Origin of the sequence: Cupriavidus numazuensis, assembly GCF_905397435.1 — a bacterium.
Classification (GTDB): domain Bacteria; phylum Pseudomonadota; class Gammaproteobacteria; order Burkholderiales; family Burkholderiaceae; genus Cupriavidus; species Cupriavidus numazuensis.
The window spans coordinates 117354-143190 of the sequence record NZ_CAJPVI010000017.1; the positions used below are offsets into that span (position 1 = coordinate 117354).

General features: G+C 64.8%; 28 protein-coding genes. 9 read left to right on the forward strand and 19 right to left on the reverse strand.

All coding sequences use genetic code 11. From position 1 onward, the window contains the following. The first annotated feature begins 2 nt into the window (after positions 1-2). Positions 3-629, forward strand: a complete 627-nt coding sequence (leuD, locus tag KHO41_RS15530; protein WP_211954204.1) for a 3-isopropylmalate dehydratase small subunit — start codon at positions 3-5, stop codon at positions 627-629. After that, on the forward strand, positions 626-1228 hold the full coding sequence (locus tag KHO41_RS15535) for a YbhB/YbcL family Raf kinase inhibitor-like protein (RefSeq protein WP_211954171.1): 603 nt from the start codon (positions 626-628) through the stop codon (positions 1226-1228). The genes leuD and KHO41_RS15535 overlap by 4 nt, the downstream gene beginning before the upstream one ends. A gap of 141 nt (positions 1229-1369) precedes the next feature. Here KHO41_RS15535 and KHO41_RS15540 read toward each other — a convergent pair whose 3' ends face one another. The 10 genes from KHO41_RS15540 to KHO41_RS15585 all read right to left on the reverse strand — a co-directional run bounded on the left by KHO41_RS15540 (position 1370) and on the right by KHO41_RS15585 (position 11009). Next, the gene (locus KHO41_RS15540) at positions 1370-2422 is read right to left on the reverse strand and encodes an alpha/beta fold hydrolase (protein ID WP_211954172.1); all 1053 of its coding nucleotides are present in this window, start codon (positions 2420-2422) and stop codon (positions 1370-1372) included. 165 nt (positions 2423-2587) lie between these two features. After that, complete coding sequence (locus KHO41_RS15545) at positions 2588-2875, reverse strand: Ada metal-binding domain-containing protein (protein WP_376989616.1); 288 nt, start codon at positions 2873-2875, stop codon at positions 2588-2590. Beyond that, a complete protein-coding gene (locus tag KHO41_RS15550) occupies positions 2862-3569 on the reverse strand; it encodes a 2OG-Fe(II) oxygenase (protein WP_211954206.1) in 708 nt (235 codons plus the stop codon). Before KHO41_RS15550 ends, KHO41_RS15545 begins: the two co-directional genes overlap by 14 nt. 13 nt (positions 3570-3582) lie before the next feature. Beyond that, the gene (gene ada / locus KHO41_RS15555; RefSeq protein ID WP_211954173.1) at positions 3583-4659 is read right to left on the reverse strand and encodes a bifunctional DNA-binding transcriptional regulator/O6-methylguanine-DNA methyltransferase Ada; all 1077 of its coding nucleotides are present in this window, start codon (positions 4657-4659) and stop codon (positions 3583-3585) included. Between the two features lie 130 nt (positions 4660-4789). Further along, positions 4790-5941, reverse strand: coding sequence for an ABC transporter substrate-binding protein (locus tag KHO41_RS15560; RefSeq protein ID WP_211954174.1), 1152 nt, complete (start codon positions 5939-5941; stop codon positions 4790-4792). A gap of 9 nt (positions 5942-5950) precedes the next feature. Beyond that, entirely contained in the window at positions 5951-7264 is a 1314-nt protein-coding gene (locus KHO41_RS15565) for a CitMHS family transporter (protein ID WP_211954175.1), read from the reverse strand. 287 nt (positions 7265-7551) lie between these two features. Further along, positions 7552-8487 (reverse strand): pyridoxamine 5'-phosphate oxidase family protein, encoded by a 936-nt coding sequence (locus tag KHO41_RS15570; RefSeq protein ID WP_211954176.1) that lies wholly within the window; start codon positions 8485-8487, stop codon positions 7552-7554. Between the two features lie 49 nt (positions 8488-8536). Continuing rightward, positions 8537-9148 (reverse strand): glutathione S-transferase family protein, encoded by a 612-nt coding sequence (locus tag KHO41_RS15575; protein WP_211954177.1) that lies wholly within the window; start codon positions 9146-9148, stop codon positions 8537-8539. A gap of 159 nt (positions 9149-9307) precedes the next feature. Then, positions 9308-10207, reverse strand: coding sequence for a LysR family transcriptional regulator (locus KHO41_RS15580; protein WP_211954178.1), 900 nt, complete (start codon positions 10205-10207; stop codon positions 9308-9310). A 103-nt stretch (positions 10208-10310) separates the two neighbouring features. Beyond that, positions 10311-11009, reverse strand: coding sequence for a hydrolase (locus KHO41_RS15585; protein WP_011300841.1), 699 nt, complete (start codon positions 11007-11009; stop codon positions 10311-10313). Between the two features lie 383 nt (positions 11010-11392). On the opposite strand from KHO41_RS15585, the gene KHO41_RS15590 reads away from it, so the two are divergent. Beyond that, positions 11393-12358 carry a DnaJ C-terminal domain-containing protein gene (locus KHO41_RS15590; RefSeq protein WP_211954179.1) on the forward strand — a complete coding sequence of 322 codons (966 nt, stop codon included), beginning with the start codon at positions 11393-11395 and terminating at the stop codon, positions 12356-12358. A 53-nt stretch (positions 12359-12411) separates the two neighbouring features. On the opposite strand, the gene KHO41_RS15595 is transcribed toward KHO41_RS15590, so the two are convergent. Together KHO41_RS15595 and KHO41_RS15600 are read right to left on the reverse strand one after the other, a co-directional pair. Beyond that, the gene (locus KHO41_RS15595; RefSeq protein WP_211954180.1) at positions 12412-13152 is read right to left on the reverse strand and encodes an SDR family oxidoreductase; all 741 of its coding nucleotides are present in this window, start codon (positions 13150-13152) and stop codon (positions 12412-12414) included. 85 nt (positions 13153-13237) lie between these two features. After that, the gene (locus tag KHO41_RS15600) at positions 13238-13813 is read right to left on the reverse strand and encodes a TetR/AcrR family transcriptional regulator (protein WP_211954181.1); all 576 of its coding nucleotides are present in this window, start codon (positions 13811-13813) and stop codon (positions 13238-13240) included. Positions 13814-13896: 83 nt separating this feature from the next. Between KHO41_RS15600 and KHO41_RS15605 the strand changes: the two genes are divergently transcribed. Beyond that, positions 13897-14490 (forward strand): 2-hydroxychromene-2-carboxylate isomerase, encoded by a 594-nt coding sequence (locus tag KHO41_RS15605; RefSeq protein ID WP_211954182.1) that lies wholly within the window; start codon positions 13897-13899, stop codon positions 14488-14490. Here KHO41_RS15605 and KHO41_RS15610 read toward each other — a convergent pair. From KHO41_RS15610 to KHO41_RS41685, 3 genes are all read right to left on the reverse strand, one after another. Next, positions 14487-15638 (reverse strand): porin, encoded by a 1152-nt coding sequence (locus KHO41_RS15610; protein ID WP_376989622.1) that lies wholly within the window; start codon positions 15636-15638, stop codon positions 14487-14489. The two genes, KHO41_RS15605 and KHO41_RS15610, sit on opposite strands and share 4 nt — an antisense overlap. 108 nt (positions 15639-15746) lie before the next feature. After that, positions 15747-16724, reverse strand: coding sequence for a Bug family tripartite tricarboxylate transporter substrate binding protein (locus KHO41_RS15615; protein ID WP_244873857.1), 978 nt, complete (start codon positions 16722-16724; stop codon positions 15747-15749). Between the two features lie 176 nt (positions 16725-16900). Beyond that, positions 16901-17032, reverse strand: coding sequence for a hypothetical protein (locus KHO41_RS41685; protein WP_280519699.1), 132 nt, complete (start codon positions 17030-17032; stop codon positions 16901-16903). Positions 17033-17059: 27 nt separating this feature from the next. Between KHO41_RS41685 and KHO41_RS15620 the strand changes: the two genes are divergently transcribed. The 4 genes from KHO41_RS15620 to KHO41_RS15635 are packed head-to-tail and all read left to right on the forward strand — an operon-like array spanning position 17060 to position 21381. Continuing rightward, a complete protein-coding gene (locus tag KHO41_RS15620; RefSeq protein WP_211954184.1) occupies positions 17060-18604 on the forward strand; it encodes a class I adenylate-forming enzyme family protein in 1545 nt (514 codons plus the stop codon). Then, on the forward strand, positions 18601-19779 hold the full coding sequence (locus KHO41_RS15625) for a thiolase family protein (RefSeq protein WP_211954185.1): 1179 nt from the start codon (positions 18601-18603) through the stop codon (positions 19777-19779). The genes KHO41_RS15620 and KHO41_RS15625 overlap by 4 nt, the downstream gene beginning before the upstream one ends. A gap of 32 nt (positions 19780-19811) precedes the next feature. Further along, on the forward strand, positions 19812-20600 hold the full coding sequence (locus tag KHO41_RS15630) for an SDR family NAD(P)-dependent oxidoreductase (protein ID WP_211954186.1): 789 nt from the start codon (positions 19812-19814) through the stop codon (positions 20598-20600). 7 nt (positions 20601-20607) lie between these two features. Further along, on the forward strand, positions 20608-21381 hold the full coding sequence (locus KHO41_RS15635; protein ID WP_211954187.1) for a crotonase/enoyl-CoA hydratase family protein: 774 nt from the start codon (positions 20608-20610) through the stop codon (positions 21379-21381). Positions 21382-21443: 62 nt separating this feature from the next. Here the strand turns inward: KHO41_RS15635 and KHO41_RS15640 are convergent, their stop codons facing one another. From KHO41_RS15640 to KHO41_RS15655, 4 genes are read right to left on the reverse strand one after another with little or no spacing between them, the layout of a single operon-like run. Beyond that, positions 21444-22703, reverse strand: a complete 1260-nt coding sequence (locus tag KHO41_RS15640) for an NAD(P)/FAD-dependent oxidoreductase (protein WP_211954188.1) — start codon at positions 22701-22703, stop codon at positions 21444-21446. Between the two features lie 34 nt (positions 22704-22737). Beyond that, on the reverse strand, positions 22738-23052 hold the full coding sequence (locus KHO41_RS15645; protein WP_211954189.1) for a non-heme iron oxygenase ferredoxin subunit: 315 nt from the start codon (positions 23050-23052) through the stop codon (positions 22738-22740). A gap of 12 nt (positions 23053-23064) precedes the next feature. After that, entirely contained in the window at positions 23065-23535 is a 471-nt protein-coding gene (locus tag KHO41_RS15650; RefSeq protein ID WP_211954190.1) for an aromatic-ring-hydroxylating dioxygenase subunit beta, read from the reverse strand. Positions 23536-23539: 4 nt separating this feature from the next. Beyond that, entirely contained in the window at positions 23540-24793 is a 1254-nt protein-coding gene (locus KHO41_RS15655) for an aromatic ring-hydroxylating dioxygenase subunit alpha (protein ID WP_211954191.1), read from the reverse strand. Between the two features lie 108 nt (positions 24794-24901). Between KHO41_RS15655 and KHO41_RS15660 the strand changes: the two genes are divergently transcribed. Then, a complete protein-coding gene (locus KHO41_RS15660) occupies positions 24902-25804 on the forward strand; it encodes a LysR family transcriptional regulator (protein WP_211954192.1) in 903 nt (300 codons plus the stop codon). Positions 25805-25837: the final 33 nt, after the last annotated feature.

Sequence of the window (25837 nt, forward strand, 5' to 3'; positions counted from 1 at the left end):
CGATGCAACCATTCACCACCGTCACGGGCGCTGCCGTGCCTTTGATGCGCGCCAATGTCGACACCGACGTCATCATCCGCATCGAGCGGTTGACCCATGCATCGCGCGATGCGCTGGGCCAGTACGCATTCGAAGCGTTGCGCTTTCGCCCGGATGGCAGCGAAGATCCCGGCTGCATCCTGAACCACCCCGCATTTCGCGGCGCGCCGGTCCTGCTGGCCGGCAACAATTTCGGCTGCGGCTCTTCGCGCGAGGGCGCCGTCACGGCGCTGATGGGGATGGGCGTGCGTTGCGTCATCGCTCCGGGTTTTGGCGATATCTTCTACAACAACTGCTTCCAGAACGGCCTGCTGCCGGTCACGCTGCCGATGGACGTGGTTGAAGCGCTGGCCCGGCAATGCCTGGATGGTGCACACGTGTGCGTGGATCTGGCAGCGCAGGCCATCACCGCGCCGGACGGCACGACGGTGGCATTCGACATCGCGCCATTGCGGCGGGAAGGCTTGCTCAGCGGGCTCGATGAAATCGGGCTCACACTGAAGGATGACGACGCGATTCGCGCGTGGCAGGCGCAGGACCGCATCGATCGCGCATGGGCATGGTGCGTAACGCCCGGAGGCCGGCAATGAGTCCATGGGTACAGCGCTGCGCAGGATTGCTGCTGCGCGGACGGCACGCCGGCGAGCACACGCTGACCTGCCGCCATGCTTCGCTGGCAAGGGTACCTGTCACGGTTCGCGTGGAAGGCGCCATGCTGAGGGACGGGGGCGTGATGACGCAGCGATGGGCGGGCGCTGGTGTGGGGACCAATCGTTCGCCAGCGTTGTCGTGGCACGGCATGCCTACTGGTGCGACGCACTGGCTGCTGCTTGTCGAGGACCCTGATGTACCGCTCAAGCAGCCCATCGTCCATGCGGTCGCCTGGGGGTCTGTACGCATCAGCGAACTGGCAGAAGGCAGTCTCGCAGTGGGCGCCGTACCCGAGGGTGCAGTGCTCGGCATCAATGGTCTTGGCAACGCCGGCTATGACGGGCCGCGCCCGCTGCCCGGTCACGGCCCGCACCGGTACGTCTTTCAGTTGTATGCGCTGGATGCGGAGCCGTCCCCGCAGTTGCGCGGCGATATCCTCGTACAGTGGCTGGCCACGCATGCCATGGCGATGGGCCAGCTGACCGGCATTTGCCAGCGCGACTGGCGCGGCCGGCTTGTCGCGGCCGATCCGCGCTAATCGTCCTTCTTTTCCTCACGCGTGAGCCTCGGCATGCCGGTCCATACGCACTGGTGTCCGGCACTGCCGAGCTCCGAGGCGAGCGCCGACAGCGTCATGGCAAGCAGAACAAACAGCCTTCGCATCGCAAGCCACCGCGCATCAGTGCGTGTCGACGTCAAGCACGGCCTGCGCAAACGCTGCAGGGGCTTCCTGCGGCAGGTTGTGGCCAATGCCGCCGGACAGGTGCCGGTGCTCATACCGGCCCGTGAACTTGCTGGCATACGCGCTCGGCTCTGGATGCGGCGCCCCGTTGGCATCGCCTTCCATGGTGATCGTCGGCACACGGATGGCGGGTGCGGTGGCGAGCTTCCGTTCGATGTCGTCGAATCGCGCTTCGCCGGTGGCCAGGCCCTGTCGCCAGCGGTAGTTGTGGATGGTGATGTCCACGTGGTCGGGGTTGTCGAACGCGGTGGCGCTGCGCTCGAACGTCGCGTCGTCGAAATTCCATTGCGGCGATGCGAGCTTCCAGATCAGCTTGGCAAACTGTCGCGTGTACTTCTGGTATCCCGCGCGGCCGCGTTCGGTGGCGAAGTAGAACTGGTACCACCACTGCAGTTCGGCTTCGGGGGGCAATGGCAGCTTGCCGGCCGCCTGGTTGCCGATCAGGTAGCCGCTGACGGACACGAGCCCGCGGCAGCGGTCCGGCCACAGCGCGGCCATGATGTCGGCGGTGCGGGCGCCCCAGTCGAAGCCGGCCACCACGGCGTTCTGGATCCGGAGCGCATCCATCAGCGCGATCATGTCGACGGCGATCGCGGACGGCTGGCCGTTGCGGAACGTGTCGGGCGACTGGAACGTCGTCGCGCCATGGCCGCGCAGGTAGGGCATGATGACGCGATATCCGCGCGCCGCCAGCAATGGGGCGACATCGACGAAGCTGTAGATATCGTAAGGCCAGCCATGCAGCAATAGCGCGACGGGGCCGTTGGCGGGACCCGCTTCGGCGTAGCCGACGTTAAGCACGCCTGCATTGACGTGCTTGATCGGTGCAAAAGTGGTATGCGTTCCCGGCTGGGTAGAGGGCAGGGGCGAGGCTTTCGCCACGCCGGTTTGTGCCCGTGCTGCTTGCGAGAGGCCAAACTGTGCTGCGGCCAGCGTGGCGGCCGCAGCACCCAGAAATCCCCGGCGGGGCAAATCGACTTTCTCCGACATCGCGTTCTCCTGTGTGCCTGAACAATTGAGCGCAAGTCTAGGAGGCCGCCGCATGCGGCATGTGTCGAAGTTCCGGGGCTTTGTATCGCCATGTATATGGTGCCGACAGGCGCATACATCGATACAAAAAGGGCGCCATGTTGGCGGCGGGATCTCGCCGTCCGGTCAGTTCTTCTTCCAGGCCGCGTATTGCACCGGCATGCATACCGCGCAAGGGCGATATCCGGCGGCGATCGCGGCGGCTTCCTCGGCAAAAAACACGCGGTGCGCGACGTAGCCGCCGCGCGCAATGGCCCGCAGCGCGGAACGGCAATCGAGGCGGCCGTAGATCTTGCTGCCCCGGTGGCCGCCGAGCGTGCCTGGCACCGGGCTGGCATAAGGCTCCCCGTTGCGATCGGTCAGCGTCCACGTCCGGGGCCCAGGCCCGGGCGTTGCCGAATCAGGGGGCATCATGAAACGACAGTTCCATGCCGATGCGTTCGCCTGCGCGGACGCGGCTGATCGCATGCCGGAGATTGACGCGATAGTGCCCGCTTGCTCCATGGTGAGGGCGCCGGGCTGTGCTGATGATCGCCATGTCGCCAATCCCGAGCGGCACCACCGCTGGCCGCGACTGCATGCGCGGGCGCTGCTCGGTCATTACGAATTCACCGCCCTGAAAATCCACGCCCGGTTCGCTGAGCAACGCGATGACCTGCAGCGGGAATACATGTTCGCCATCTGCGCGTTGATGCAGGGCGAGATAGTCGCCAGAACGAAGGCGATTCAGGCAGGACAGCGGCTGGCACTGAGCCGCCTCCCGATTGTGTTTCAGGAACTCGCTCAATTCCCCCGGGTAGCGGTAGTCGATATCCATCAGTGCGTTCCACCGGTCCGCAATGGGCGACAGCATGCGATATAGCGCCGTGCGCCAGTTTGCCCAAGGTTCGGGAAGCATGCCGCCGAAGCAGAACAACTCGCCGCGCCCGAGCCCGGCGGATTCGAGCGACTGACGGCGTAATGCGGTAGATGGTCCGGTCTCGCGGGCGATGATCCTTGCCTGTTCCGGCGAGAGCAGGCCGGGCAGCCGGGCATAGCCATCCTGATCAAGCTGCGCGGCAATCTGCTGCCAGTCCAACTGGTCGAATATCGTAGCGGATGAAGGCATCGCATTATCCCGGTCAGGCTTCGGCTTCGCGCAGCAGCAGTTCGCGCTTGCGATCCACGCCCCAGCGATAGCCGGCAATGTCGCCATCGCGACGGACGACGCGGTGGCAAGGAATCGCGACGGCAATGTGGTTCGCGCCGCAAGCCTGAGCGACAGCGCGCGTTGCCGTGGGTCTGCCGATGCGCTCGGCGATCTCCGCATAGCTGACGGTCGTGCCGGGCGGGATCTCGCGCAAGGCCTGCCAGACGCGCTCCTGGAACGCGGTACCACGCACGTCGAGCGGCAGGTTGAGGCCGATGGACGGCGCCTCGACGAAGCCGACCACCTGCGCGACAAGCTTTTCGAAGCCGGCATCGCCGCCGATGAGCTGGGCATTGGGAAACTGGTCCTGCAGCTCGCGCACGAGCGCATCCGGGTCATCGTTCAGCAGGATCGCGCAGATGCCGCGCTGGCTCTGCGCGACGAGGATGGCGCCCAGCGAACATTGGCCGACCGCGAAGTAGATCACCGCACCCGTGCCGCCGGCCCGGTAGTCGCGCGCGCGCATGCCGAGCAACTGGTCGGAGGTTTCGTAGAACCGGCTGTTGGAGTTGAAGCCGGCATCGTAGATGGCCTCCGTCACCGATGCGTCAGGTGTGCCAAGACCCGCACGCAGCCGGCGTGCGCGGTAGGCCGATGCATAGGCCCGGGGTGTCAGGCCGGTCTCGGCCTTGAAGACGCGGTGCAGGTGGAACGGGCTCATGCCGGCGCGCGCAGCCAGTTCATCGAGGCTGGGGACGGTGTCGGAAGCTTCGATCAGGCGGCAGACCTCCGCCACCAGCGCGGCGCGCCCGGCGGCGGCGCTGGTCTGGTCGGCGCGGGCGCGGCGGCTGGCACGGTATCCGGCGGCTTCGGCTGCTGCGGGCGTATCGAAGAACTCGACGTTCTCGCGCTTCGGCAGGCGCGCGGAAGCGCTGGGACGGCAATACACGCCTGTCGTGCGCACGGCGTAGACGAAGTGTCCGTCAGCGGCGGCGTCGCGCGCCTGTACTGCCTGCCAGCGCGATGCGTCGCTCGCGTACAGGGCGTTGCGGGTGGCTTTCGCGTTCATGATGCTTGTCCTGGAAGGGTCGATCACGGTGCCAGAATAGGCCCGGATTCGATCGCAAGAACTCCGATTCTTGCGGACTAATTTCCCACAAATCCTGGACAACGGGGTGACGCCAGAAGTATCCGCCGGGCTACCTCTGGCCGGTGGCGGCGCGCCAACGCATGACGAACGCGCGGTAAGCGGCGATGTCCAGATGCCGCGTCAGGTCCGCGTCGTTCGGAATCGGGCGCATACCGGTGCCCAGTTGCGCTGCCAGATGTGCGGCGGTAGTGTCGCCGCCGACGTCGCCGCGCACGGCATACAGCCCGGCGCGCTGTGCCATCAGGGTCTGCCCGCGCCGCGACAGCGTGTAGTCGACCCATAGCCGGGCCGCGTTCGCGTGGCTGGCGCGCTGGCTGATGAGCTGGATGCGCGACAGCGCCAGCGTGTAGTCAGTCAGGAAGGCCCAGCCGATTCCGGCGTCTTTGCGCGCCTGGGCAACCGTGTAGGCGCCGAGCACGTTGTAGGCGATGGTCATGGCACCGCTGGCCACCTGGCGCAGCATGGCGGCGGTGGTCGTCGCGTACCTGGCATCGACCCTGCCCAGTCCCGCGGCCATGTCCCAGAAGGCGGGCCACGCCCGGGCGTCCTGGGCGGCCAGCAGGAAGCCCAGGCCGGATTTCTCGATATCGTAGGTGATGACGCGGCCGCGCAACGGGCTGGCCTGGGCCGCCAGCAGTTTGGCGAAGTCGCCATGCGTATGCGGCACCTGTGCCGCGGGCAGCAGCTTGCGGTTGTAGGCGATCGCCACCGGTTCGATGCTGGTGGCCCAGGCGCGGTCCTGCCACCGTGCCCAGTCGGGCAGGCCGGACGCTTCGGGCGACGCATAGGCCATGGCATAGCCGCGCCCGACCAGGCTGGCCTGCAGGTCCATGGCCGAACTCCACAGCACATCCGCGGATTCGGTGCCGAGCTGCGTCTCGGCCAGGTAGCGGTGGTACAGCTCGGTGCTGGTCAGGTCGTCGTACTCGACGCTGACGCGCGGGTACATCGAGCGGAAGTCGTCAAGGAGCGGCTTGACCACGTCGGCATCGGTGGTGGAATAGATCACCAGCCGGGCTTCGTCTTCGGCCGCGCGGACGATGTCGGCGTAGGCGCGCGGGTAGCCGGGCGGCGCCGTTGCCCGGGGCGCGTAGCCGAGCAGCTCGCTGGCGTCCTGCGCCGCCGCCAGCAGCGGTGCGCCCAGTGCCAGCCCCAGCAGTGTGCGCCGCCGGGCGAGGAATGGCGTGCGGTGATTTTGCATGCGGAAGCCTCAGGTCCTGCCCACGACCGGGATCACGCCGAAGATGATGCTTGCGAGCAGCATCACCGCCGCCGCCGAGAGTGCCCACAGCAGCGTATAGCGCTGATGATCGCCGAACTCGACCTCGCACAGGCCGACCAGCAGGTAGGTCGACGCCACCAGCGGACTGAGCAGGTGCACCTGCTGGCCGATCAGCGAAGCCCGCCCGAGCTCCGCGGCGCCAATGCCGTGCACGGCGCCTGCCTTGGCCAGGATCGGCAGGATGCCGAAGTAGAACGCATCGTTGGAGATGAAGAACGTGAACGGCACGCTCAGCACCGCGGTCACGACCGCGAGATACGGCTCCAGCCAGTTGGGCAGGCCGGCAATGACGCTCGCGGCAATGGCATCGACCATCTTCGTGCCCGACAGGATGCCGACGAAGATGCCGGCGGCAAAGATCAGCGAGACCACCGGCACGATATTGCCGGCGTGCGAGGCGATCCGCTCCTTCTGATCCTGCATATTGGGATAGTTGACCATCAGCGCGATCGCCGACGCGACCATGAACAACACCTGCAGCGGGATCGCGCCGTGGATCAGCAGCGCCATCAGTGCCACCGTCAGCGCGAAGTTGAACCACAGCAGCCGGGGCCGCGCAGTCGCGGGCTCGCTGGCGGTGACCATCGGACCAGCTTCGGCGGGCATGCCAGTCTGCTGCAGCGCCAGCGCACCGAGACGCCTTTTCTCGCGGCGCCCGAGCAGGCCCGCGACAAAGATGCACCAGACGCCCGTGACGATCATCGGCAGGATCATCGGGACGAACAGCTGGCCAACGTCCACGCCGAGCGAACTGGCCGCGCGGGCCGTGGGGCCACCCCAGGGCAGGATGTTCATGAGCCCGCCGGCCATCATGATGACGCAGGCGAGCACCAGCCGGCTGAGGCCCAGGCGCTTGTACAGCGGCAGCATGGCCGCGCAGGTGATCATGTAGGTGGTCGAGCCGTCGCCGTCGAGCGATACCACGGTAGCCAGCACAAAGGTACCGATCACGATCTTGGTCGGATCGTTGCCGACCAGTCTCAGGATGACGCGCACCGCCGGGTCGAACAGGCCGGCATCGATCATGATCCCGAAATACAGGATCGCGAACATCAGCATGACGCCGGTGGGGGCCAGCTTCTTGATGCCTTCAAGCATCATCGGGCCCAGGTTGAGCCCGAAGCCCGCCAGCAGCCCGAAGATGATGGGCACCACGATCAGCGCCACCATCGCCGACAGGCGCTTGGTCATGATCAGCGCCATGAAGACGATGATCATCGTGTAGGCGATGGCTGTCAGCATCTGCGACCTCCGGCGGTGCTCAGGCTACAAACCAGCGTCGGCGGCCGCCGAGGGCTTTTACAGCCTCTCCAGCAGCGGCGCCGCGATCACTACGTCGATACTGAGGGAGTATATGTTGCGGGGGAGGCCCGTGTAGGGGAGATTTGGGGTCTTGGGGGGCTTGGGGGAATTGGGAGGATCGCTGTTGGCTGGCGCCGCAGTTTCGCCGGCGTAGCCGGCGAGTCACTTTCTGTCCGAGCGACAAACGTGGCGATGATGACGGAGTGCCTCGGACTACCCTGACTGGACTACTGATCTGCTGGCTCGCCGGCACGCGCCCAGCGCATCGGCAAGGCCGCCTCGCGCCGCACGATTTTCTCGGGGAAGAAACGCCACAGGCGTTCGGCGCCCTGAAATGCGGCGATCTCGGGTGAGTCGACGATGACTTCCACGCGGCCCGACATCTGCAGCAGCTCACCGGTCTCGAAATCGGCGAAGGTGACGCCGGCCGTGGGGTTCACCATGAAGTTGCCGAGCGTGTTGAAGAACAGATTGCCGGCGAAATCGGGAATGGTGAGGCCGCCGTCTGCGTCTAGCCGCACGAAGCCGGGCTGACCGCCGCGGTGCGACACGTCGACCTGCCGGCCGGCATCAGGCCGGTCCGCGTAGGACGCCACAAAGAACGCGTCCCCCGAGGCGATCAGCGCGCGTGCGCGCGAGTCGAGGGCATCCATTGCCAGCGGGGCGATGGATGTCTGCTCGGACGGGTCGCGCGTAAAGCTGAACGCGCGTTGCTGGATGTAGCGCGGGCAGTTGCCGAAGCTCTGTGCCACGTCAATGTGAAAGCCCGCGCCGGCACTGTCTGCATGCCGCAGCACACCATTCATGCGATTGCGCCGGCGCGTCATCAGGTCGATGCCGAGCAGGCCCACGGGCTGGCCGTCTTCCATGCCTGCGTCAGCGGGGTCTGCGGCGTCCCGTGGCAAGTGCATATCCAGGATGCGGGCATCGGGCGAATGCAGAAAGCCCGGAGCTCCTGCGCGCAACGTTGCCCACACGCGTCCGTCCGGCGCTACGGTGCCGAGCACGACGAACGGCATCTGCGCGAAGAACTCACGATGCTGGTCCGGCATGTAGTCCCGAACTACGCGCCGGCCGATGTCTTCCATCTTTGCCGCGACACCGAAGCGGGCCTGCAGTGCGAGTTCGCCCGCGTGCCAGGGAAAGTTGGGGGTGGTGGACATGTTCGGACTCCTCCTGTCAGCGGGAGACGGGGTGCGGTGGGCCGCGCTTTCAGGCTTCGAGCCCGGCGGCGCTCTTCTTGAACTCGACAAAGCCAGGCAGCGCTTCTACGGCGGCGAGCCAGCGCCTGACGTTGGCGTAGTCCGCCAGGTCGACAAAGCCTTCCGGCGCGCGCGCAATGTAGCTGTAGAGCGCTACGTCGGCGATGGTCGGCTGTGCCGCGGCGATCCATTCGCGGCCTTCGAGCGCGTCGTCCACGCGCTTGATGACTACGTGGGCGCGGGCGATCACCTCTTCGCTGTTCAGCGGCGCGCCGAACACGGTGATCAGGCGTGCGGCGGCGGGACCGAAGGCGATATCGCCCGCGGCCACGGACAGCCAGCGTTGCACCGCGGCGGCGGCGGCCGGCGCTTCAGGCAGCCAGTCGGTCCTGCCGAACTTGCGGGCCAGGTAGACCATGATGGCGTTCGAGTCCGGTACCACGGTGTCGCCGTCGACAAGGACCGGCAGCTGCCCGAACGGATTGAGCTTGAGGAACTCGGGCGACTTGTGCTCGCGCCTGGCCAGGTCGACCTCGACAGGCTCGGCGTGGGCGCCGATCAGCGACAGGAACAGGCGGGCGCGGTGCGAATGACCGGACAGCGGATGGACGTAGATCTGCATGGAAAAAGCCCCTTTGGCGTCGGATGGTTTGCCCGCTGCTGCCGCATTCTTGCGGCCGGCGCGCGGGTGTGGTGGTGCAAATCATCTTAGGTGCGCGAACGGCCACGAAAAACGGCCTGTCCGTGAAGGGACTCTTCTGGAAACCAGAATAATGCGGCGTCAGTTGATAGTCTGGTCGGCGCGCAGCCGTTCGATCGCCAGATCCAGGAAGGCGCGCACTTTTTGCACCGCGTGGCGCCCTTCACGATGGATCACATGGATCGGAAGCGGCCGCGGTTCATAGTCGGCCAGCACGATCCGCAGCCGCCCCTCGGCCAGTTCGCCCGCGACTTGATACGACAGCACGCGGGCCACGCCGAAGCCGGCCACCGCCGCAGCGATAGCGGAGTCATTGGTGGTGGTGGCCATGCGCGGGGCGATGCGCGTGAGTACCGGCTGATCGTTGTGATGAAAGCGCCATTCCGGCAGCGTGGAGATGCCGGTGGTCTGGATCAGCGTATGGTGGGCCAGGTCGTCCGGTGTCCGTGGCACGCCATGGCGGGCGAGGTAGTCCGGCGAAGCGCAGACCACGCGCCGCACGCGTCCGACCGGCACCGCCTGCAGCGACGAACTCGGCAGATCGCCGATGCGCACACCAACGTCGATGCCTTCATCGACAAAATTGACCACGCGGTCCAGCAGCAGGCAACTGACGCCGACCTCGGGATAGCGCTGCAGATATTCGACGACGATCGGCGTGACGTAGCGCGAGCCGAACAGGACCGATGCCGTCACCGACAACTGGCCGCGCGGCGCCGCATGCGTTCCCGTGGCGGAAAGTTCGGCCTCTTCGATCTCGGCCAGCAGGCGTCGGCAATTCTCGAAGTAAGCGGCCCCGGTTTCGGTGGGCCGCACCAGCCGGGTGGTGCGCGTCAGCAGCCGCACGCCAAGGTGGGCCTCCAGTTCCGTGATCACGCGGCTCACGACGGACAGCGATACATCGAGCTTGCGCGCAGCGGCCGTGAAGCCGCCGGTCTCCACGACCGTGACGAAGGTCTTCATGGCCTGCAGCCGATCCACGCGCGTCCCCCGGGGTTGGTTTGTCGCGAGTATATCGGGACGCAGGAAAGGGGCCGTAGCCCCTCCGGTATTTGTATTCGCAGCCCAGGCTGCGAGTTGGTGCTCAGTGTTCGATCACGGGCGCATGGACCGGCGCGATCGAAGCATGCGTGGTCGCGGTACGCTGCGCGGCCTTGTGCACCATCGTGTAGGCGTAGTCGATGCCCATGCCGTAGGCGCCCGAGTGTTCCTTGGCCACGCCGATGACGGCGTCGTAGGTCTCGCGGTTCTTCCAGTCGCGTTGCCATTCCAGCATGACCTGCTGCCAGGTCACCGGCACCACGCCGGCCTGGATCATGCGTTGCATGGCATAGTCGTGCGCTTCCTTCGTCGTGCCGCCGGACGCGTCCGCCACCATGTAGATCTCGTAGTCGCCTTCCAGCATGGCGCTCAGCGCGAAGGTCGTGTTGCAGACTTCGGTCCACAGTCCGGCCACGACGATCTTCTTGCGGCCGTTCGCGGCGAGCGCGTCGCGCACCTTCTGGTCATCCCACGAATTCATCGAGCTGCGTTCGAGGGTTTCCTTGCCGGGAAACACGTCGAGCAGTTCGGGGTAGGTGAAGCCGGAGAACGATTCGCTTTCGACCGTGGTGATGGTGGTCGGCACCTCGAAGATCTTTGCTGCCTTGGCCAGGCCCACGACATTGTTCTTCATGGTCTGGCGGTCCATCGACTGGACGCCGAACGCCATCTGCGGCTGGTGGTCGATGATGATGAGCTGGCTGTTGCGCGGGGTCAGGACTTGCAGCTTGGCGTTCGACATGGCGTCTCTCTTAAACGGAAAAATTCAATCGGTTTGAACTTGGAGTCTGGCGGGCTACTTGCTGTGCTGTTCGCCATGAGCAGAACTATAGACAGGGACGACCCTAAGGAATGGGGCTATCGCTGTCATAGTTAATCAAAAAAATTGAATATCAATGAGTGGCGTACATGCCTCATGCCCCCTCCCTCAGTTGGGGTGAAATTCGACGCGTTGGTGTCGACAACCCATGGGGGCATTGCCTGCGCGCAACGCGCATCCGAAGCGGTGCGACGGATGGCCCCGCGACACAGCAGACGCCGCGCTGGTGAAAGAAGCCGCCGCCTCGGCGAGGTCGCCCCGGGCGGGCCGGACAATTTCACCACGACGAGAACCAGAACTCAGGGATGGATAGCGACTACTACCGCGTGCTCGGGGTTCAACGTGCGGCTTCGCAGGCTGATATCCGCAACGCCTATCGCCGCCTGGCCATGCGTTGGCATCCGGACAGGAATCCCGACACGGCCGAGCGTGCGGAAGCGGTCTTCAAGTCGCTGCAGCAAGCTTATGCGGTGCTGAAAGACCCCGTGGCCCGCGCTGCCTACGACGCGCAAGTGGCGCAGCCGAAGCGCAATGACGGGCCTGCTGCGGCGCCGGACGCTGCGCGCAGCCCGGGTACACCGGGCGCGGACTACGCCTGCGAGACGACGATTCCGCTTGAAACAGCGGTTCTCGGAGGTATTGCGTTGACGAGAGTCAGCGAGTCCCCGGCCTGTGTGCACTGTTCGGGAAAGGGGCAACAGGCTTCGGACTGCGCGACCTGTGAGGGCCGTGGTTCACTCGCCCGTCGCTTCCGGCAAGTGCCATGCACTGACTGCCAGGGTGCCGGTCAGCGAACGCGTCGTTGCGATGCCTGCCGGGGGCTCGGGACGACCCGGGTGGCAAAGCTGCTGCGCGTCACCGTTCCCGCGCATACCAGGGATGGCACCGTCCTGCGCGCCAAAGGCCTCGGAGGGGAATCCGTCGACGGCGGACCCAGGGGCAACCTGCTTTGCAAAGTCAGTATTCGTGCAGACCGCGTATTCCGCATGGACGGACTGGATTTGCAGCGCGAACTGAAGATCGACTTCGTGGTTGCCATCCTGGGCGGACAGGTGTCGCTGATGCGCTTCCGGACCTCTCTGGTGGTGGAGGTGCCGCCAATGACGCGCAGTGGCGCGCTGATCCGCATCGCCGGGCAGGGGCTGCACGATCCAAAGCGCCGACGATCGGGAGATCTCGTGCTGAAAGTCATGATCGATCTGCCGGCGAAGATGCGCATGCCCGACGAGCGGCAGCGTGCCGTGTTGCGCGAGATCGCTCGCGGATATTGATCGGGGCGAGGTCGCTTGCCGTCGCCCCTCATCCTCCGGCTTTGCCCGACGTCTTACCAGCGTTCCATGTAGGGGCGCAGATCCAGCTCAAAAGTCCAGGCATCGCGCGGCTGGCTGTGCAGGTACCAGTAGTTCTCCGCGATGTGCTCGGGATTCAGGATGCCATCCTGCTCCTTGAGCGCGTAGCGTTCGGGGAACGTATCGCGGATGAACGCGGTGTCGATGGCGCCGTCCACGACCACATGCGCGACGTGGATGTTTTGCGGGCCCAGCTCGCGCGCCATGCTTTGCGCCAGTGCGCGCAGGGCGTGCTTTGCCCCGGCAAACGCGGCAAAGTTTGCAGCGCCGCGCAATGCCGCCGTGGCGCCCGTGAACAGGATGGTGCCCCGGCCGCGCGCGACCATCCGGCGGGCCGCCGCCTGGGCGTTGAGGAAGCCGCTGAAGCAGGCCATCTCCCAGATCTTGAAGTACTTGCGCGGGGTTTCCTCCAGGATGCTTGAAGGTACGTTGGCGCCAATATTGAACACGAGAACCTCGATCGGCCCATGCTCGGCTTCGATCTGCTCGAACAATGCCGCCACCGCGTCTTCCTTGCGCGCATCGCTGCCGTAGCCGAACGCCTGGCCGCCTTCAGCGCGAATACTGTCGACGAGTGGTTGCAGTTTGTCCGCGTCGCGGCGAGTGACGCAGGCGATATAGCCTTCGCGGGCAAAACGCCTGGCAATGGCCCCGCCAGTGGAATCGCCTGCGCCAATGACCAGGGCAACCTTGGGCTGCGCGTGGCTGGATGTCATGGAGTCTCCTTTGGTCTACGTCCGTTTAGTGAACGAACGTTAAGTCACAGGTCGCGAGGTGTCAAGCCGCTAAAGCCTGGCGCGATCAGCCCTTTGATTCGGCGGCGGTCGGGATTGTCTTGCCCAAAAAGCGGCGGCTGGCGGCCAGGATTTCCTTGCGCGTCTTTTCGCTTTCTACGGTGCGGGCCAGTACCAGCGCGCCGACCAGTTGCGCGATCAGGGCCCAGGCCGCGTCGCTGTCGCCCGTACGCGCAGACCAGCTCTGCTGCGTGTGCTTCAGGCCGCGCTCGACCTGTTGCCGCACTTCAGGGCCGGCGCGCGCAATTTCGGCGCCCAGGGTGGGGAGGATGCAACCGACCTCGGGCGTGACTGCGTGAAACGAACTCAGATAGTCCCGCACACACTTTGCCACGTGGTTTTCAGGGGACTCCTTGTCGCCCGCCATCATGTCGCTGCTCTTCTGCATTTCGAGTTCGACAATTGCCTCGAACAGCTCCTGCTTGGAACCGAAATGGCTGTAGAACGCGCCGCCGGTCAGCCCGATGGAGGACATCAGCGCGTCCACGCCCGTGGACGAGAATCCTCCCTTCTTGGCGATCGCGCTGCTCGCATCGAGCAGCTTCTTGCGGGTCTCTTCCTTGTGGGTCTTGGTGTAGCGCATGGCAGCGGTCTGGCAGTTGACATCAAGTGAACCATAGCATATCGTCCGTTAACTAAACGTACGTTAAATAAAAGGAGGATGACGTGACCAAGATGGTGGAGTTCTACTTCGATGTAGGCAGTCCAGCCTCTTACCTGGCCTGGACGCAGCTTCCCGCGCTCTGTGCACAAGCCGGCGCGCAACTCGTCTACAAGCCGATGCTGCTGGGCGGCGTGTTCCAGGCTACCGGCAATGCATCGCCAGGCGCGGTGCCGGCGAAGGGCCGCTACGTCTCGCACGACCTGGCCCGCTTTGCGCGGCGCTACGGCGTGCCGCTTGCGCAGAACCCGCACTTTCCCATCATCACGCTGATGCTCATGCGCGCGGCCACCGCGGTCCAGTTGCGCGAGCCGGAGCGGTTCGACCACTTCCTGTCCACGGTTTTCCAGGCCATCTGGGTGGATTCGCTCAACCTGAATGACATGGGACTGACCGCGCAGACGCTCGCGCGCGGCGGCTTCGACGCAGGCCAGATCGAAGCGTGGGTGAGCGATCCCGAGATCAAGGCCGCGTTGAAGGCCACCACCGACGAGGCGCTGCAGCGTGGCGTCTTCGGCGCGCCGACGATGTTCGTCGGGCAGGAGATGTTCTTCGGCCAGGACCGGCTGGACTTTGTACGGGAAGCCCTGGATGCCTAGAACGCGTGACGAACACCGGTAATGACGCCCAGCATGCCCTTCTGGCCAGTCATCGTCGGGTAGTTGAAGGAGTAGGCCGTGGCGGCACTGTCGAAGCTCAGGCCGCCGTTGCGCGCATAGCCGACTGACACATACACGTCGGTACGCTTGCTGAAGTTGTAGTCGGCAAGCAGCGTATATTGCTGCATGTTCGGAGGATTCCCGGGACTTGCCGTGGTGATGGCGGCGCCCTGTTTCACATTGGCGTAGAAGTAGGCCAGCGACAACGTCAAAGCGGGGGAGGCCTGGTAGTTGATGCCAGCCCACCAGTAGTCGTCACGGATCAGGGTGTTGCCGTTGGGGAAGTCGGACTTGTTCCAGCGGTAACCGGCCAGCAGCTTGACGGGCCCGTTCCTGTAGCTGCCGCCTACCGAGGCCTTCCGGACTCTCGCAGTCTGGCCAGCCGTCAGCGCCGGATTCCACTGGTCGTAGCCAATGCCGAGACCGAAGACGCCGTCCAGGTACATCACGGAAGCGCCGTACGCGGTGTTGTCCTTGCCGTGAGCGGGGTCCTCGCCGGCGCCGCCGTTGGCGAGCAGGTTGCCCGTGGACAGCGCGGGCACGCCGGTGCCAAACGAGTAATGGGCCACCGCCTGGACATTGCCGAACTGGCCGGTGTACTTCGCCATGTTGCTTTCCCGGTAATTGATGCCCATCCACCAGATGCCGGGTTCATACGTGGCGGCGAAACGCAGCGGCGAGAAGTTGATCAGGCCGTCGAGCATGGATGTGGTCTGCCGGCCGAACGTAACCTGGCCGAATTGGTGCTTCAGGCCAACCATTGCGACGCGGCTGAACAGCCCGCTGGACGGGAGCCCGCCCGTATCCGGGAAGAAGCCGCCTTCCAGGACGAAAAGCGCCTGCATGCCGCTGCCAAGGTCCTCGGTGCCGCGCAGGCCCCAGCGCGACGCCGACAGGCCGCCGATGTTCGGCATGTCGATTCGCGAGCCACCGGCATTCGGACTTGCGGGCGACGCGGCAACCCGGTTGACATACTCCACCGAGGCATCCACGACGCCATACAGCGTCACGCCGGTCGCAGCACCGGCTGTCGCTTGCCATGCCGACAGTGTGCCTGCGGCCGCCAGTGCACACAGACTGGGTTTGATGTGTGTAGCCTTCTCCATTTTTCTTCTTTGCCCCGACCACGTCGCCCGCGCGTCTGCAAGACCACGGCTAGTGCCAGTATGGCTCGTCCGCGCGAGCATGCCGGGCAATTATTCCGGCTGGATGCCGGCAAGCGTGATCAGCCGCTTCCACATCTGCTGGTCTTCCCGGATCGCCTTCGCCAGTTCCGGGCTGGTGGCCGGGTAAGGCAGGCTGCCCCGCCTGGCGTGGAACGCCTGCGATGCCTGCGAACTGGCGAATTCGAGCGTGTAGCGCTGCAGCTTCTCGACGATCGCGGGCGCCGTGCCCGCCGGCGCGAACAGGCCGCCCCAGCTTGCCACGCGCACGCCGGGGTAGCCCGCTTCTGCAATGGTCGGCACTTCGCTGATTGCCGGGACGCGGCCGGGGCCCAGCACGGCCAGCACGCGCAGCCGGCCTGACTGGACGTGGGGCAGCACCGTCGCCGATTCGCTGACGGCGTAATCCACCACGCCCGTCATCACATCGGGCAGCAGGTTGGCCATGCCCTTGTATGGCACGCTGACGGCGCGGATGCTGGCGGCTTCATTGAAGGCCGCCATGGCCACCTGCGAGGGAGCTGCCGCGGTGCCATAGTTCAGCTTGCCGGGATGCGCGCGAGCATCGGCAACCAGGTCCGCGATAGTGCGGTAGGGCGACGATGCCGGGACGGCGATGACCATGGGCAGCGCCATGAAGCGCGCGATCGGGACAAAGTCCTTGAGTGGGTCATAAGGCAGCCTTTTGAACAGGAAGGGGTTGGCCGACATGACCCCGGACGACGCCATCAGCAGGGTATAGCCATCCGGCGTCGCCTTGGCCACAACGTCGGCGCCGATGATCATGTTGCCGCCCGGCCGGTTCTCGACGATGAAGCTCTGTCCGAGCTTCTGGCTCAGGTGGTTGGCCAGCAAGCGGAGGTAGTCGTCCACGCTGGAGCCGGCGCTGGTGGGCGTCACGATCTTGACGACATGATCCGGGTAGCTGTCGGCCATGACGGGTGATGTGAGCGTGAGCAGTGCGGCGAGCGTTGCCACTGCCCGACGTGTCAGGTTTGCGAGTGCGTGCATCTTGTCCCCATGTATTTTGATAGACCTGTCACCCGTGATTCGCATGTTCCGGCTGACGGTGGCGAAATGCTAATTTACTTGCTGGCGACAAACAAGATAAAATCCGGGGAGGGAATCAGATGGTTTACCCGCAAACGTATCGGCGACGTGGCGCTGCATGCAGGGGCTTTCCCTGCTCAAGCCTGGGCGGGCGGAGCCAAGGCTGTGAGAGCCATCATTTTTTGTTTATCAACATACTTGCTGTTGACAAGCAATAATGCAAGAATGGTTCCGACATTGAGCGATGCCCACCAGACGGCATCGGTCATGCAATCCACAGAGTCACAGGAGGAGACATGAACCAACCCAACCCGATGTCCATCGAGCGGTGGGCGATCGAAAGGCCGGATGAGGTGGCCGTCGTCGAAGGCGAGAGCAGCGTCACCTGGGCCGAGCTTGACGATCTCGCCAACCGCGTTGCCAATGCGCTGAAGGCACGTGGCGTGGGCGAAGGAGACATCGTGGCGATGCGTACCCGGCCCCGGCTCGAATGGGCAGTCATCGCCGGCGCTATCGCCAAGCTCGGCTGCGCGATGCTGGGCCTGAACTTTCGCCTCACTGCCGATGAAAGCCAGCATGTGATTACCGACAGCGGGGCCACCGTGCTGGTCTGCGACGACGAAGATCCGGCCGCATTCGTGTCGTCGTTCACCGGGTCGGCGCTGCGCATCGCGGTGTCGATCGAGACACCCGCCGCCGGCCTGGTCTCCTACGCCGATCTCCTGCAAGGCAACGCGGACAAGCTCTATTCGAAGGGCGATCCGCGCCTGATCATCTACACCTCGGGCACCACCGGCCGGCCGAAGGGTGTGGTGATGAACCAGGACGCCGGCGTGGATGCGCAGACGCTGCGCGAGTTTCATCAGGGGCGCGAAGGCTATGTGCGCTGCTCGGACCGCGACGCGACGCTGATCAACATGCCGTTCCACCACGCGGCTGGCCCGGCGCAGTTCTGGGCGTCGGTGCATCACCACAACAAGATCGTGCTGCAGCGCCGCTTCAATCCCGAGGAAACGCTGCAACTGATTGCGAAGCACCGCATCAGCCACTGGACCGCCGTGCCGACGATGTTCAAGCGCATTCATGCGCTGCCGGCCGCGACGCTGGAACAGGCGGACGTGTCCTCCATTGGCCAGATCCGCATCGGCACGGCGCCGGTGCCGCTGGAACTGAAGCACTGGATCCTCGATTACTTCGGCGAGGTGCTGCATGAGGTTTACGGCGCGAGCGAGGTCGGGCTGGTCAGCCTGCTTCTGCCGGAGATGCAGCGCACCCGTCCCGCGTCGAGCGGCCGCCTGTTGCCCCACGTGCAACTCCAGGTTCGCGACGCCGACGGCAATGCACTGCCTGCTGGCCAGACGGGCGAGCTGTGGGTGAAGACGCCGGTGGTGATCCGCAGCTACCTCAACGCGCCGCCGCTGGACCCCGACACGCTCGATGCAACCGGGTTTTTCCGCACCGGTGATGTGGGCTACATGGACGACGAGGGCTACCTCTTCATCACTGACCGCGTCAAGGACATGATTATTTCCGGCGGCGTGAACATCTACCCCGCCGAGATCGAGGCCGCGCTGCAGAAGCATCCGGCCGTGCTCGATGCCGCCGTGATCGGCATTCCCGACGACGAGTTTGGCGAGCAAGTGCTCGCGTTCTGCGAACTCAAGCCCGGCCAGCGCACCGACGAAGCAACCCTGCTTGCGCATTGCGTGCCGCTGCTCGCGTCGTACAAGCGGCCGCGCCGCGTTGAATTCATGGAAGAGCTGCCCCGCAACCCGATGGGCAAGTTGCTGAAGCGGGATCTCAGGGAACCCTACTGGAAGAACAAGGAGAGACAGGTATGAGCCACGATTGCGCAATCATCGGCGTCGGCATGACGCCATTCGGGAAGTTTCCGGACCAGTCGGTCCGCATGCTTGCCTCCGCTGCCGTGCAGGCGGCGCTGGCCGATGCCGGCATCGCGCCGGCGCAGGTGGACCAGGTCTATTTCGGCAACGCCGTGGCGGGCCTGATCACTGGCCAGGAAATGGTGCGCGGCCAGGCAGCGCTGCGCTTCACGGGGCTCGCCGGCAAGCCGGTGGTCAATGTCGAGAACGCCTGCGCCACCGGCAGCACTGCGTTCTGGCTGGCCTACAACGCCGTGCGCGGCGGGCAGGCAGACGTTGCCATTGCGATCGGCGCGGAGCGCATGACGCACGAGGACAAGGCCGTCTCGCTGGGTGCGCTGGCCAAGGCGGTCGACCTCGAAGAAGAGGTGCCCAAGCACGTCGGGTCGGGCAGCGGCTCGATCTTCATGGACATCTACGCCGAGAAGACCCGCAAGTACATGGCAGCGACCGGCGCCACGCGTGAAGACATTGCGCAGATCGTGGTCAAGAGCCGCCATGCCGCGTCGCTGAACCCGGTAGCGCAGTTCCGCAGCGAGACCACCGTCGAGTCGGTGCTCGGCAGCCGCGTCATCAGTGACCCGCTGACGCTGCAGATGTGCTCGTCGATCGGCGACGGCGCCGCCGCTGTGGTGCTGTGCTCGCCCGCGTTCGCCCGCAAGCTGGGCGTGAGCCAGCCGGTATGGGTGGGCGGTTCGGTCATGGTGTCGGGCACGCCCAATGGCGAACTAGAACACTGCTCGATCCGCTCGACCCTCGGCGTGTACGAGAAGGCTGGCGTCTTGCCGAAGGACATCCACGTGGCTGAGCTGCACGACGCGTCCGCTCCGGCTGAACTGATGTACTACGAGTCGCTGGGTCTGTGCGAGCCGGGCGAAGGCCCGACGCTGCTGCGCAGCGGCGCTACCGGCCTGAACGGCCGTATCTCGGTCAACCCGAGCGGCGGCCTGCTCAGCAAGGGCCACCCCATCGGCGCAACCGGCGTCGCACAAGTCGTCGAACTGACGCAGCAACTGCGCGGCCAGAGCGGCCCGCGCCAGCGCGAAGGTGCCAAGGTCGCCCTCGCCAGCAACAACGGCGGTTCGCTGGGCAAGGACGGCGCAGCGGGCGTGGCGACCATCCTGCACGTCTGATCGCCTACTCAATCATCACGGAGACATCAAACATGAACGACATCCTCAATCTCGACGGCAAGGTGACGCTGGTCACCGGCGCCGGCCAGGGCGTGGGCGAACAGATCGCCCGTCATTTCTCTGACCACGGCGCCACCGTGTTCGTGAACGATTTCCACCTCGACCGCGCAGAAGTCGTCGCGCAGTCCATTCGCGATGGCGGTGGCGAGGCCTTCGCGGTGCAGGCCGACGTGTCGGACCCGCAGAGCGTGCAGCGCATGATCGCGAAGGCTGGTGAACTCGCCGGCCCCATCGACGTGCTCGTGAACAACGCCGGCAACAACGGTGCCGCGCCGTCGGCCGATATTCGCAAGCCGTTCTGGGAGCATGGCCGCGAGGTATGGAACAGCGCCATCGAAGTCAACTTCTACGGCGTGATCCACTGCGCCAGCGCCGTGATCCCGAACATGATCGAGCGCAAGGGTGGCCGCATCATCACGATCATTTCCGACGCGGGCCGCGTAGGCGAGCCGGGCATGGAGGTGTACTCGGGCGCCAAGGCAGGCGCTGCCGGCTTCATGCGCGGTATTGCCCGCACGCTGGGCCGCCACCACATCACCGCCAACTGCGTGGCGATTTCGGCCACGGCGACGCCGTTCACTGAAAAGGCGCTGAATGCCGATCCCGAGCGCCTGAAGAAGATGATGGAGCGCTACGTCATCCGCCGTCCGGGCCGCCCGGACGATGTGGCGAACATGGCGCTGTTCCTTGCGTCGGATGCCAGCTCGTGGATCACCGGCCAGACCTACGCGGTCAACGGCGGGTTCTCGTTCGGACTGTGAGGCCGGTATGAGCCAGCGCGATCCCTGTGTCATCGTCGAACGGCGCGGCGCATTGCTAATCGTCTCGCTGAACCGGCCGGAAGCGAAGAACGCTGTCGACGGCGCCACCGCCGCGCAACTGAATGCCGCGATGGACCTGCTCGACGAGGATGACAATCTGTTCGCCGGCATCCTGACCGGCAATGGTGGCAACTTCTGCACCGGTGGGGACCTGAAGGCAGCTGCACGCGGGGAACGGCTGAGCACGGACGACCGCGGCCTGTTCGGCCTGTTCGGACGTCCGCCGCGCAAGCCGCTGATCGCGGCGGTGGAAGGCTATGCCGTCGGCGGCGGCCTGGAGATCTGCCTCGCGTGCGACCTGATCGTGGCGTCGAGCGCCGCGCGGATGGGACTGCCCGAAGTGCGCCACAGCGTGATCGCGCTGGGCGGCGGCCTGTTCCGCCTGCCGCGGCGCATCCCGTATCACCTCGCCATGGAACTGGTGCTGAGCGGCGAGATCCGGGATGCCGCGTTCTTCCAGCAGCACGGCTTGCTGAACCGACTGGTCGAGCCGGGCACAGCCTTGCAGGAGGCGGTGGCACTGGCCGAAGGCCTGCTCGTGAATGCCCCGCTCGCGCTCGCCGCGAGCAAGGCAGTGATCCAGCGCAGTGCCGACTGGACCGATGAGGAGGCCTGGCAGTTGCAGGCACCGATCGCTGCGCGCGTGCTCAAGTCCGAGGATCGCCGCGAAGGTTTGGCCGCGTTTGCGGAGAAACGCAAGCCGCAATGGAAGGGCCGCTGAGCGGACTTTGAATCGCGTTACCACTCATGCCCTCAGGCGAGGGTGGTGACGCGCCTTCGCCTTCAGGCAGACAGCTTGCCCATGGGAACATCCGGGTCGGCAAGTCGCTTCGCATCTACTTGCTTGCCCTGCTCGATCAGCCTGCGCGCGAAACGGAGGTCACGGGCGGCATTGGCGCCCAGCGCGGCCTTGATGATCTCGCCCTCGAGGTAGAACAGCATGAAGCTGTTGTCTCCCGGCATGCCGCGCGTCACCATGCGGTGCGAGGGCAGGGGGACGCCATAGATCTGCAGGTTCATATCGTACTGGTCTGACCAGAACCACGGCAGCGGCTGATAGACGACCGGCAAGCCCAGTGCGGCGCGTGCGGCGGCGATACCTTGCTCCTGCGCGTTTTGCCACGATTCCAGCCGCAAGCGGCGGCCTGCCCACGGGTTTGGCGTCACGGCGACATCGCCTGCGGCAAAGATGTCAGCGTCTGACGTGCAGCAGCGCTCGTCGACAACCACGCCACCGTCGCAATCCAGCCCTGCGTCACGCGCCAGATCATCATTCGGCACCAGGCCTACACCCGCGACGATTGCATTGCAAGTTAGCGTGTCCCCATCTGCAAGCGTCAGGACGGATCGTCCGTCCGTACTTCGGGCGATGCCGGAGAGATGGGTGCCAAGCCTGACGCGCACGCCATGCGTGGCATGCAGTCCAAGCAGATGCTCCGAGATCTCCGGGGGCACGGAACGTTCGCACAGCCGGCCTTGTGCCTCGAGCACCGTCACCTCGGCGCCTTTCTGGCGCGCCGTGGCGGCAACTTCGAGCCCGATCCAGCCGCCGCCGACTACGGCCACACTGCGGCCCGGTCGAAACTCCTTTGCCAGCGACTGCGCGTCGCCGATCGTGCGTAATGTATGGATGCGTGTCTGATCGGCACCCGGGACAGTAAGCTTGCGAGCGCGGCCGCCGGTACAGAGGATCAGCTTGTCGTAAGGCAGCGTCGTGCCATCGCTGATTTCCAGCCGTTTCGCACGGCGGTCGATGCGGTTCACCCGTGTGTCCGGCCGCCACTCCAGCCCGAGGGCGTCGAACGCTTGCGGCTTCTGCAGCCACGTGCTGGCAGGCTCGGCCTCTCCTGCCAGCACGGCCTTGGACAATGGCGGTCGCTCATACGGAGGATGGCTTTCATCACCGATCAGCACGAGCCTGCCAGTGAAGCCTTCCTGGCGTAGCGTCTGCGCGGTCCAGCTGCCGGCCTGGCCTGCGCCAACGATGACAATCGTGCCGATCGGAAAGTTGTTGGTCGCGCTGTCTGGTTGTTCGGCATTCATGCGGATCTCCTCTGCTTCCTTGGCGCAGGGCGTGTCAGCCAAGGTCCAGGAAGACCTTGCCGCCCTCGATCCGGACCGGATAGGTTCGGATGCCCTCGGTCAGCGGCGCGCACATGGCGGCGCCGTTGCGGATGTCGAACCTGCCTTGGTGAAGCGGGCATTCGATCTCGTGTCCTTCAAGAAAGCCTTCGCACAGACGAGCGTGGCCATGCGTGCAGATGTTGTCGGTCGCGTAGACGTCGCCGTCCACGCCATACAGCGCGATTTCCTTGCCTTGCACGGCCACGGCGATCACGTCGTCCTGCGGCACGCCGGACAGCGTGGCGGCCTCGATCCAGGTTTCCGTCATGAGGGTTCCTTGTCAGATGGGGTAGATCAGCGAGTTGGGGATCATCTCGCTATCGAACACGCAGAGGCGGGACGCGAATTTCCAGCCTTCGGCTGTCCGGACGATGGTGTCGAGATAGCGGCCGACGTTGTACACATCGCTCATCTGGTCGGGCTTGGTGCGAAGCACGGCATAGTTCGTCTCCGCGACGATCCTCTCGCCGCTGGCTTCGCGGATCAGGGGCGTCCCGACGATGTGGCGCTGATAGTAGGGATCGTGAAACAGGGTCTCGCGAATGCCATAGATGCGGTCCTTGAGCATGCCTTTGCCTTCGAGCGAGAGCGTGGCGAGTGGCAAGCCACGCTCGTGGTTCTCGCGGGGCTGGACGCGATAGAGGCAGTCGTCGGTGAAGAAATCCGGCCAGCGGTCCCAATCGCCGGTGTCCACGGCGTGGGTGTAGTCGGCGTAGAGGCCGAGCAGCGCGTAGTAGTCAGTGAAGTTCATGGCGTCAAACCTCCATCACCTTGCGCCAGTAGGCGTACAGGCCGCGGATCAGTGTTTCGGTGACCATGTGGTCGGTGTTCTCGGCAGTCTTGCCCCCCAGTTCGGCGATCACGCAATGCCATGGCTTCTGCGAGAAGCCTTCCTGCGAGCATTCGATCGCTTCGCCATCGTCGGCTGACACGAAGCCTGCAGGGCCGAACAGATTGGCCTGACGCAGGCGGCGCCGTGTCATCTCCTCCGTGTCATCCTCGAAGCCGAAGTGCGTCCACACGAAGTCGAACGAGTCGGGGCCATTGGGCTGGATATGGCGCGTGGAAACCGAGTTGACCTGTTGCTGGAAGATCACGCTCGGGAAAACGGTCATCATCACAGCAGTGGGTTCGCCCCACCATGGTTCGTGGACGATGTCGAGGATCCGCTCGTCGTTCAGCGCCATCTGGTCCTTGAAGCTCGATACGCCCGACGTCACGTCGCTCTTGCCGCCCTGGCCGCGCGTCGACACCATCGCCGCATGGCGGAACGCGTCATCCATGACGAGCCGCGACTTGTTGTCCGCGCGCCAGAGGCCGAACGTGACAAACCAGGTGTGCAGCAGTCCGGGGTGATAGGGGTCCTTGATGTTCTCCTGCATCAGTTTCCAGTTGCCCGGAATGCGCTGCTTGTTGTAGCCGAGCACCTTCAGCTTGCGGCCATTGAACAGGCGGTCGAAGTAGCCGAGGATGTCCGGCCCGAGATAGTCCTCGAGCGGCTCGACGTCGTGGTCGAACGAGGCGAACACGACCCCGCCACGCGTCGCAACCTTCAGTTGCGTCAACCCGTGCTCCTGCGGCTTGAAATCGGGCGGCATGCCGCCGTTGACCTTTCCGTCCTGCTTGACGCCGCGGCGCAGTGGCACACCCTGCAGATTGCCTTTCAGGTCATAGTTCCACTGGTGGTACGGGCAATGGAAGTCCTTCCGGTTTCCGCTTCGCTCCCTGCAGAACTTCATGCCGCGATGGGCGCAGACGTTTTCGACGACGTTGATGTCGCCATCCTTGTCGCGCACCAGGATCACGGACCGTTCGCCCACCGTGGTGCGCTTGAAGTCGCCTGGGTTCGGAATCTCGGCCTCAAGCCCAACGTAGTTCCAGTGACCCTGGTAGAAGCAGCGTTCGAGTTCACGCTGGTATAGCTGGGCATCCGTGTAGACGCGGAAGGGGATGCGGCTGATGCTGTCGTCAGCCCACACCGGACCAGCCTGGGACGAGTCGGTTCGCATGGTTGTCTCCGTATTGCTTTCCGTATGGGAAGGATCATGGAGCGCCGTGCAAAATAAACCAATAGAATCTGGCCTATATTCAATATTCACAGAATCAATAAGGCTTTCATGGAGCTGAAAGACGTCGATCTGAACCTGCTGGTTGTGTTTGAGCAATTGCTGCGGCAGGGCACGGTTTCTGGGGCCGCCAAGGCCATGAACCTCAGCCAGCCGGCCGTGAGCAATGCGCTGGCGCGATTGCGCGCGCTGTTGGGGGATCAGTTATTTGTGCGGAGCAGCAAGGGCATGCTGCCAACGCCGCTCGCGCTGGAGTTGGCTAAGCCAATCAGCTTTGCGCTGGAGTCACTGCAGGCGACGCTGAGCCAGAAGCGCAGCTTCGACCCCGAGCACAGCGCCCGCGCGTTCCGTGTCGCGATGACCGATATTGGTGAGGTGCATTTCATTCCGCCTTTGATGGGCGCGCTTGGACAACGCGCACCTGGCGTGACGCTGTCGACCGTGCGCAATACGGCGGTGGACCTCGCGGCGGACATGAGTCAGGGGAAGATCGATCTGGCGGTCGGCCACCTTCCGGAACTCGGCAGCGGGTTCTTTCAACGGCGCCTGTTCCGACAGCGCTATGTTTGCCTGTTCCGCCCCGGCCATGCGCTGGACAAGAAGAAGATCAGCATGCGGGACTTCGAAGCGGCGGAACACGTGGTGGTCACGGCAGCGGGCACGGGGCACGCCCGAAATGACGAGATACTTGCCGAAGCGGGCGTGAACCGCCGGGTTCGCCTGCGCGTACCGCATTTCGTGGCACTGGCGGACATCATCGCCACCACTGATCTGGTAGCCACGGTGACCTGGACGTTTGCGGAACGATGTGCCCGGTATTTCGGGCTCAAATATGTCAGCCACCCGTTTGCGCTGCCGGAGATACAGATCAATCTGTTCTGGCATGCCAGGTACCACCACGACCCGGCAAACCAGTGGCTGCGCAATCAGTTTGTTGAGCTGTTCGCGGATTAGATATGGAAAAGCAGCAGGCAGCCAGCTAATACG

What these genes read in the sequence shown, in the direction of transcription:
- leuD (WP_211954204.1), top strand. Translation starts at nt 3, where the DNA reads ATGCAACCATTCACCACCGTCACGGGCGCTGCCGTGCCTTTGATGCGC.
- KHO41_RS15535 (WP_211954171.1), top strand. Translation starts at nt 626, where the DNA reads ATGAGTCCATGGGTACAGCGCTGCGCAGGATTGCTGCTGCGCGGACGG.
- KHO41_RS15540 (WP_211954172.1), bottom strand. Translation starts at nt 2,422, where the DNA reads ATGTCGGAGAAAGTCGATTTGCCCCGCCGGGGATTTCTGGGTGCTGCG.
- KHO41_RS15545 (WP_376989616.1), bottom strand. Translation starts at nt 2,875, where the DNA reads ATGATGCCCCCTGATTCGGCAACGCCCGGGCCTGGGCCCCGGACGTGG.
- KHO41_RS15550 (WP_211954206.1), bottom strand. Translation starts at nt 3,569, where the DNA reads ATGCCTTCATCCGCTACGATATTCGACCAGTTGGACTGGCAGCAGATT.
- ada (WP_211954173.1), bottom strand. Translation starts at nt 4,659, where the DNA reads ATGAACGCGAAAGCCACCCGCAACGCCCTGTACGCGAGCGACGCATCG.
- KHO41_RS15560 (WP_211954174.1), bottom strand. Translation starts at nt 5,941, where the DNA reads ATGCAAAATCACCGCACGCCATTCCTCGCCCGGCGGCGCACACTGCTG.
- KHO41_RS15565 (WP_211954175.1), bottom strand. Translation starts at nt 7,264, where the DNA reads ATGCTGACAGCCATCGCCTACACGATGATCATCGTCTTCATGGCGCTG.
- KHO41_RS15570 (WP_211954176.1), bottom strand. Translation starts at nt 8,487, where the DNA reads ATGTCCACCACCCCCAACTTTCCCTGGCACGCGGGCGAACTCGCACTG.
- KHO41_RS15575 (WP_211954177.1), bottom strand. Translation starts at nt 9,148, where the DNA reads ATGCAGATCTACGTCCATCCGCTGTCCGGTCATTCGCACCGCGCCCGC.
- KHO41_RS15585 (WP_011300841.1), bottom strand. Translation starts at nt 11,009, where the DNA reads ATGTCGAACGCCAAGCTGCAAGTCCTGACCCCGCGCAACAGCCAGCTC.
- KHO41_RS15590 (WP_211954179.1), top strand. Translation starts at nt 11,393, where the DNA reads ATGGATAGCGACTACTACCGCGTGCTCGGGGTTCAACGTGCGGCTTCG.
- KHO41_RS15595 (WP_211954180.1), bottom strand. Translation starts at nt 13,152, where the DNA reads ATGACATCCAGCCACGCGCAGCCCAAGGTTGCCCTGGTCATTGGCGCA.
- KHO41_RS15600 (WP_211954181.1), bottom strand. Translation starts at nt 13,813, where the DNA reads ATGCGCTACACCAAGACCCACAAGGAAGAGACCCGCAAGAAGCTGCTC.
- KHO41_RS15615 (WP_244873857.1), bottom strand. Translation starts at nt 16,724, where the DNA reads ATGCACGCACTCGCAAACCTGACACGTCGGGCAGTGGCAACGCTCGCC.
- KHO41_RS41685 (WP_280519699.1), bottom strand. Translation starts at nt 17,032, where the DNA reads ATGACCGATGCCGTCTGGTGGGCATCGCTCAATGTCGGAACCATTCTT.
- KHO41_RS15620 (WP_211954184.1), top strand. Translation starts at nt 17,060, where the DNA reads ATGAACCAACCCAACCCGATGTCCATCGAGCGGTGGGCGATCGAAAGG.
- KHO41_RS15625 (WP_211954185.1), top strand. Translation starts at nt 18,601, where the DNA reads ATGAGCCACGATTGCGCAATCATCGGCGTCGGCATGACGCCATTCGGG.
- KHO41_RS15630 (WP_211954186.1), top strand. Translation starts at nt 19,812, where the DNA reads ATGAACGACATCCTCAATCTCGACGGCAAGGTGACGCTGGTCACCGGC.
- KHO41_RS15635 (WP_211954187.1), top strand. Translation starts at nt 20,608, where the DNA reads ATGAGCCAGCGCGATCCCTGTGTCATCGTCGAACGGCGCGGCGCATTG.
- KHO41_RS15640 (WP_211954188.1), bottom strand. Translation starts at nt 22,703, where the DNA reads ATGAATGCCGAACAACCAGACAGCGCGACCAACAACTTTCCGATCGGC.
- KHO41_RS15645 (WP_211954189.1), bottom strand. Translation starts at nt 23,052, where the DNA reads ATGACGGAAACCTGGATCGAGGCCGCCACGCTGTCCGGCGTGCCGCAG.
- KHO41_RS15650 (WP_211954190.1), bottom strand. Translation starts at nt 23,535, where the DNA reads ATGAACTTCACTGACTACTACGCGCTGCTCGGCCTCTACGCCGACTAC.
- KHO41_RS15655 (WP_211954191.1), bottom strand. Translation starts at nt 24,793, where the DNA reads ATGCGAACCGACTCGTCCCAGGCTGGTCCGGTGTGGGCTGACGACAGC.
- KHO41_RS15660 (WP_211954192.1), top strand. Translation starts at nt 24,902, where the DNA reads ATGGAGCTGAAAGACGTCGATCTGAACCTGCTGGTTGTGTTTGAGCAA.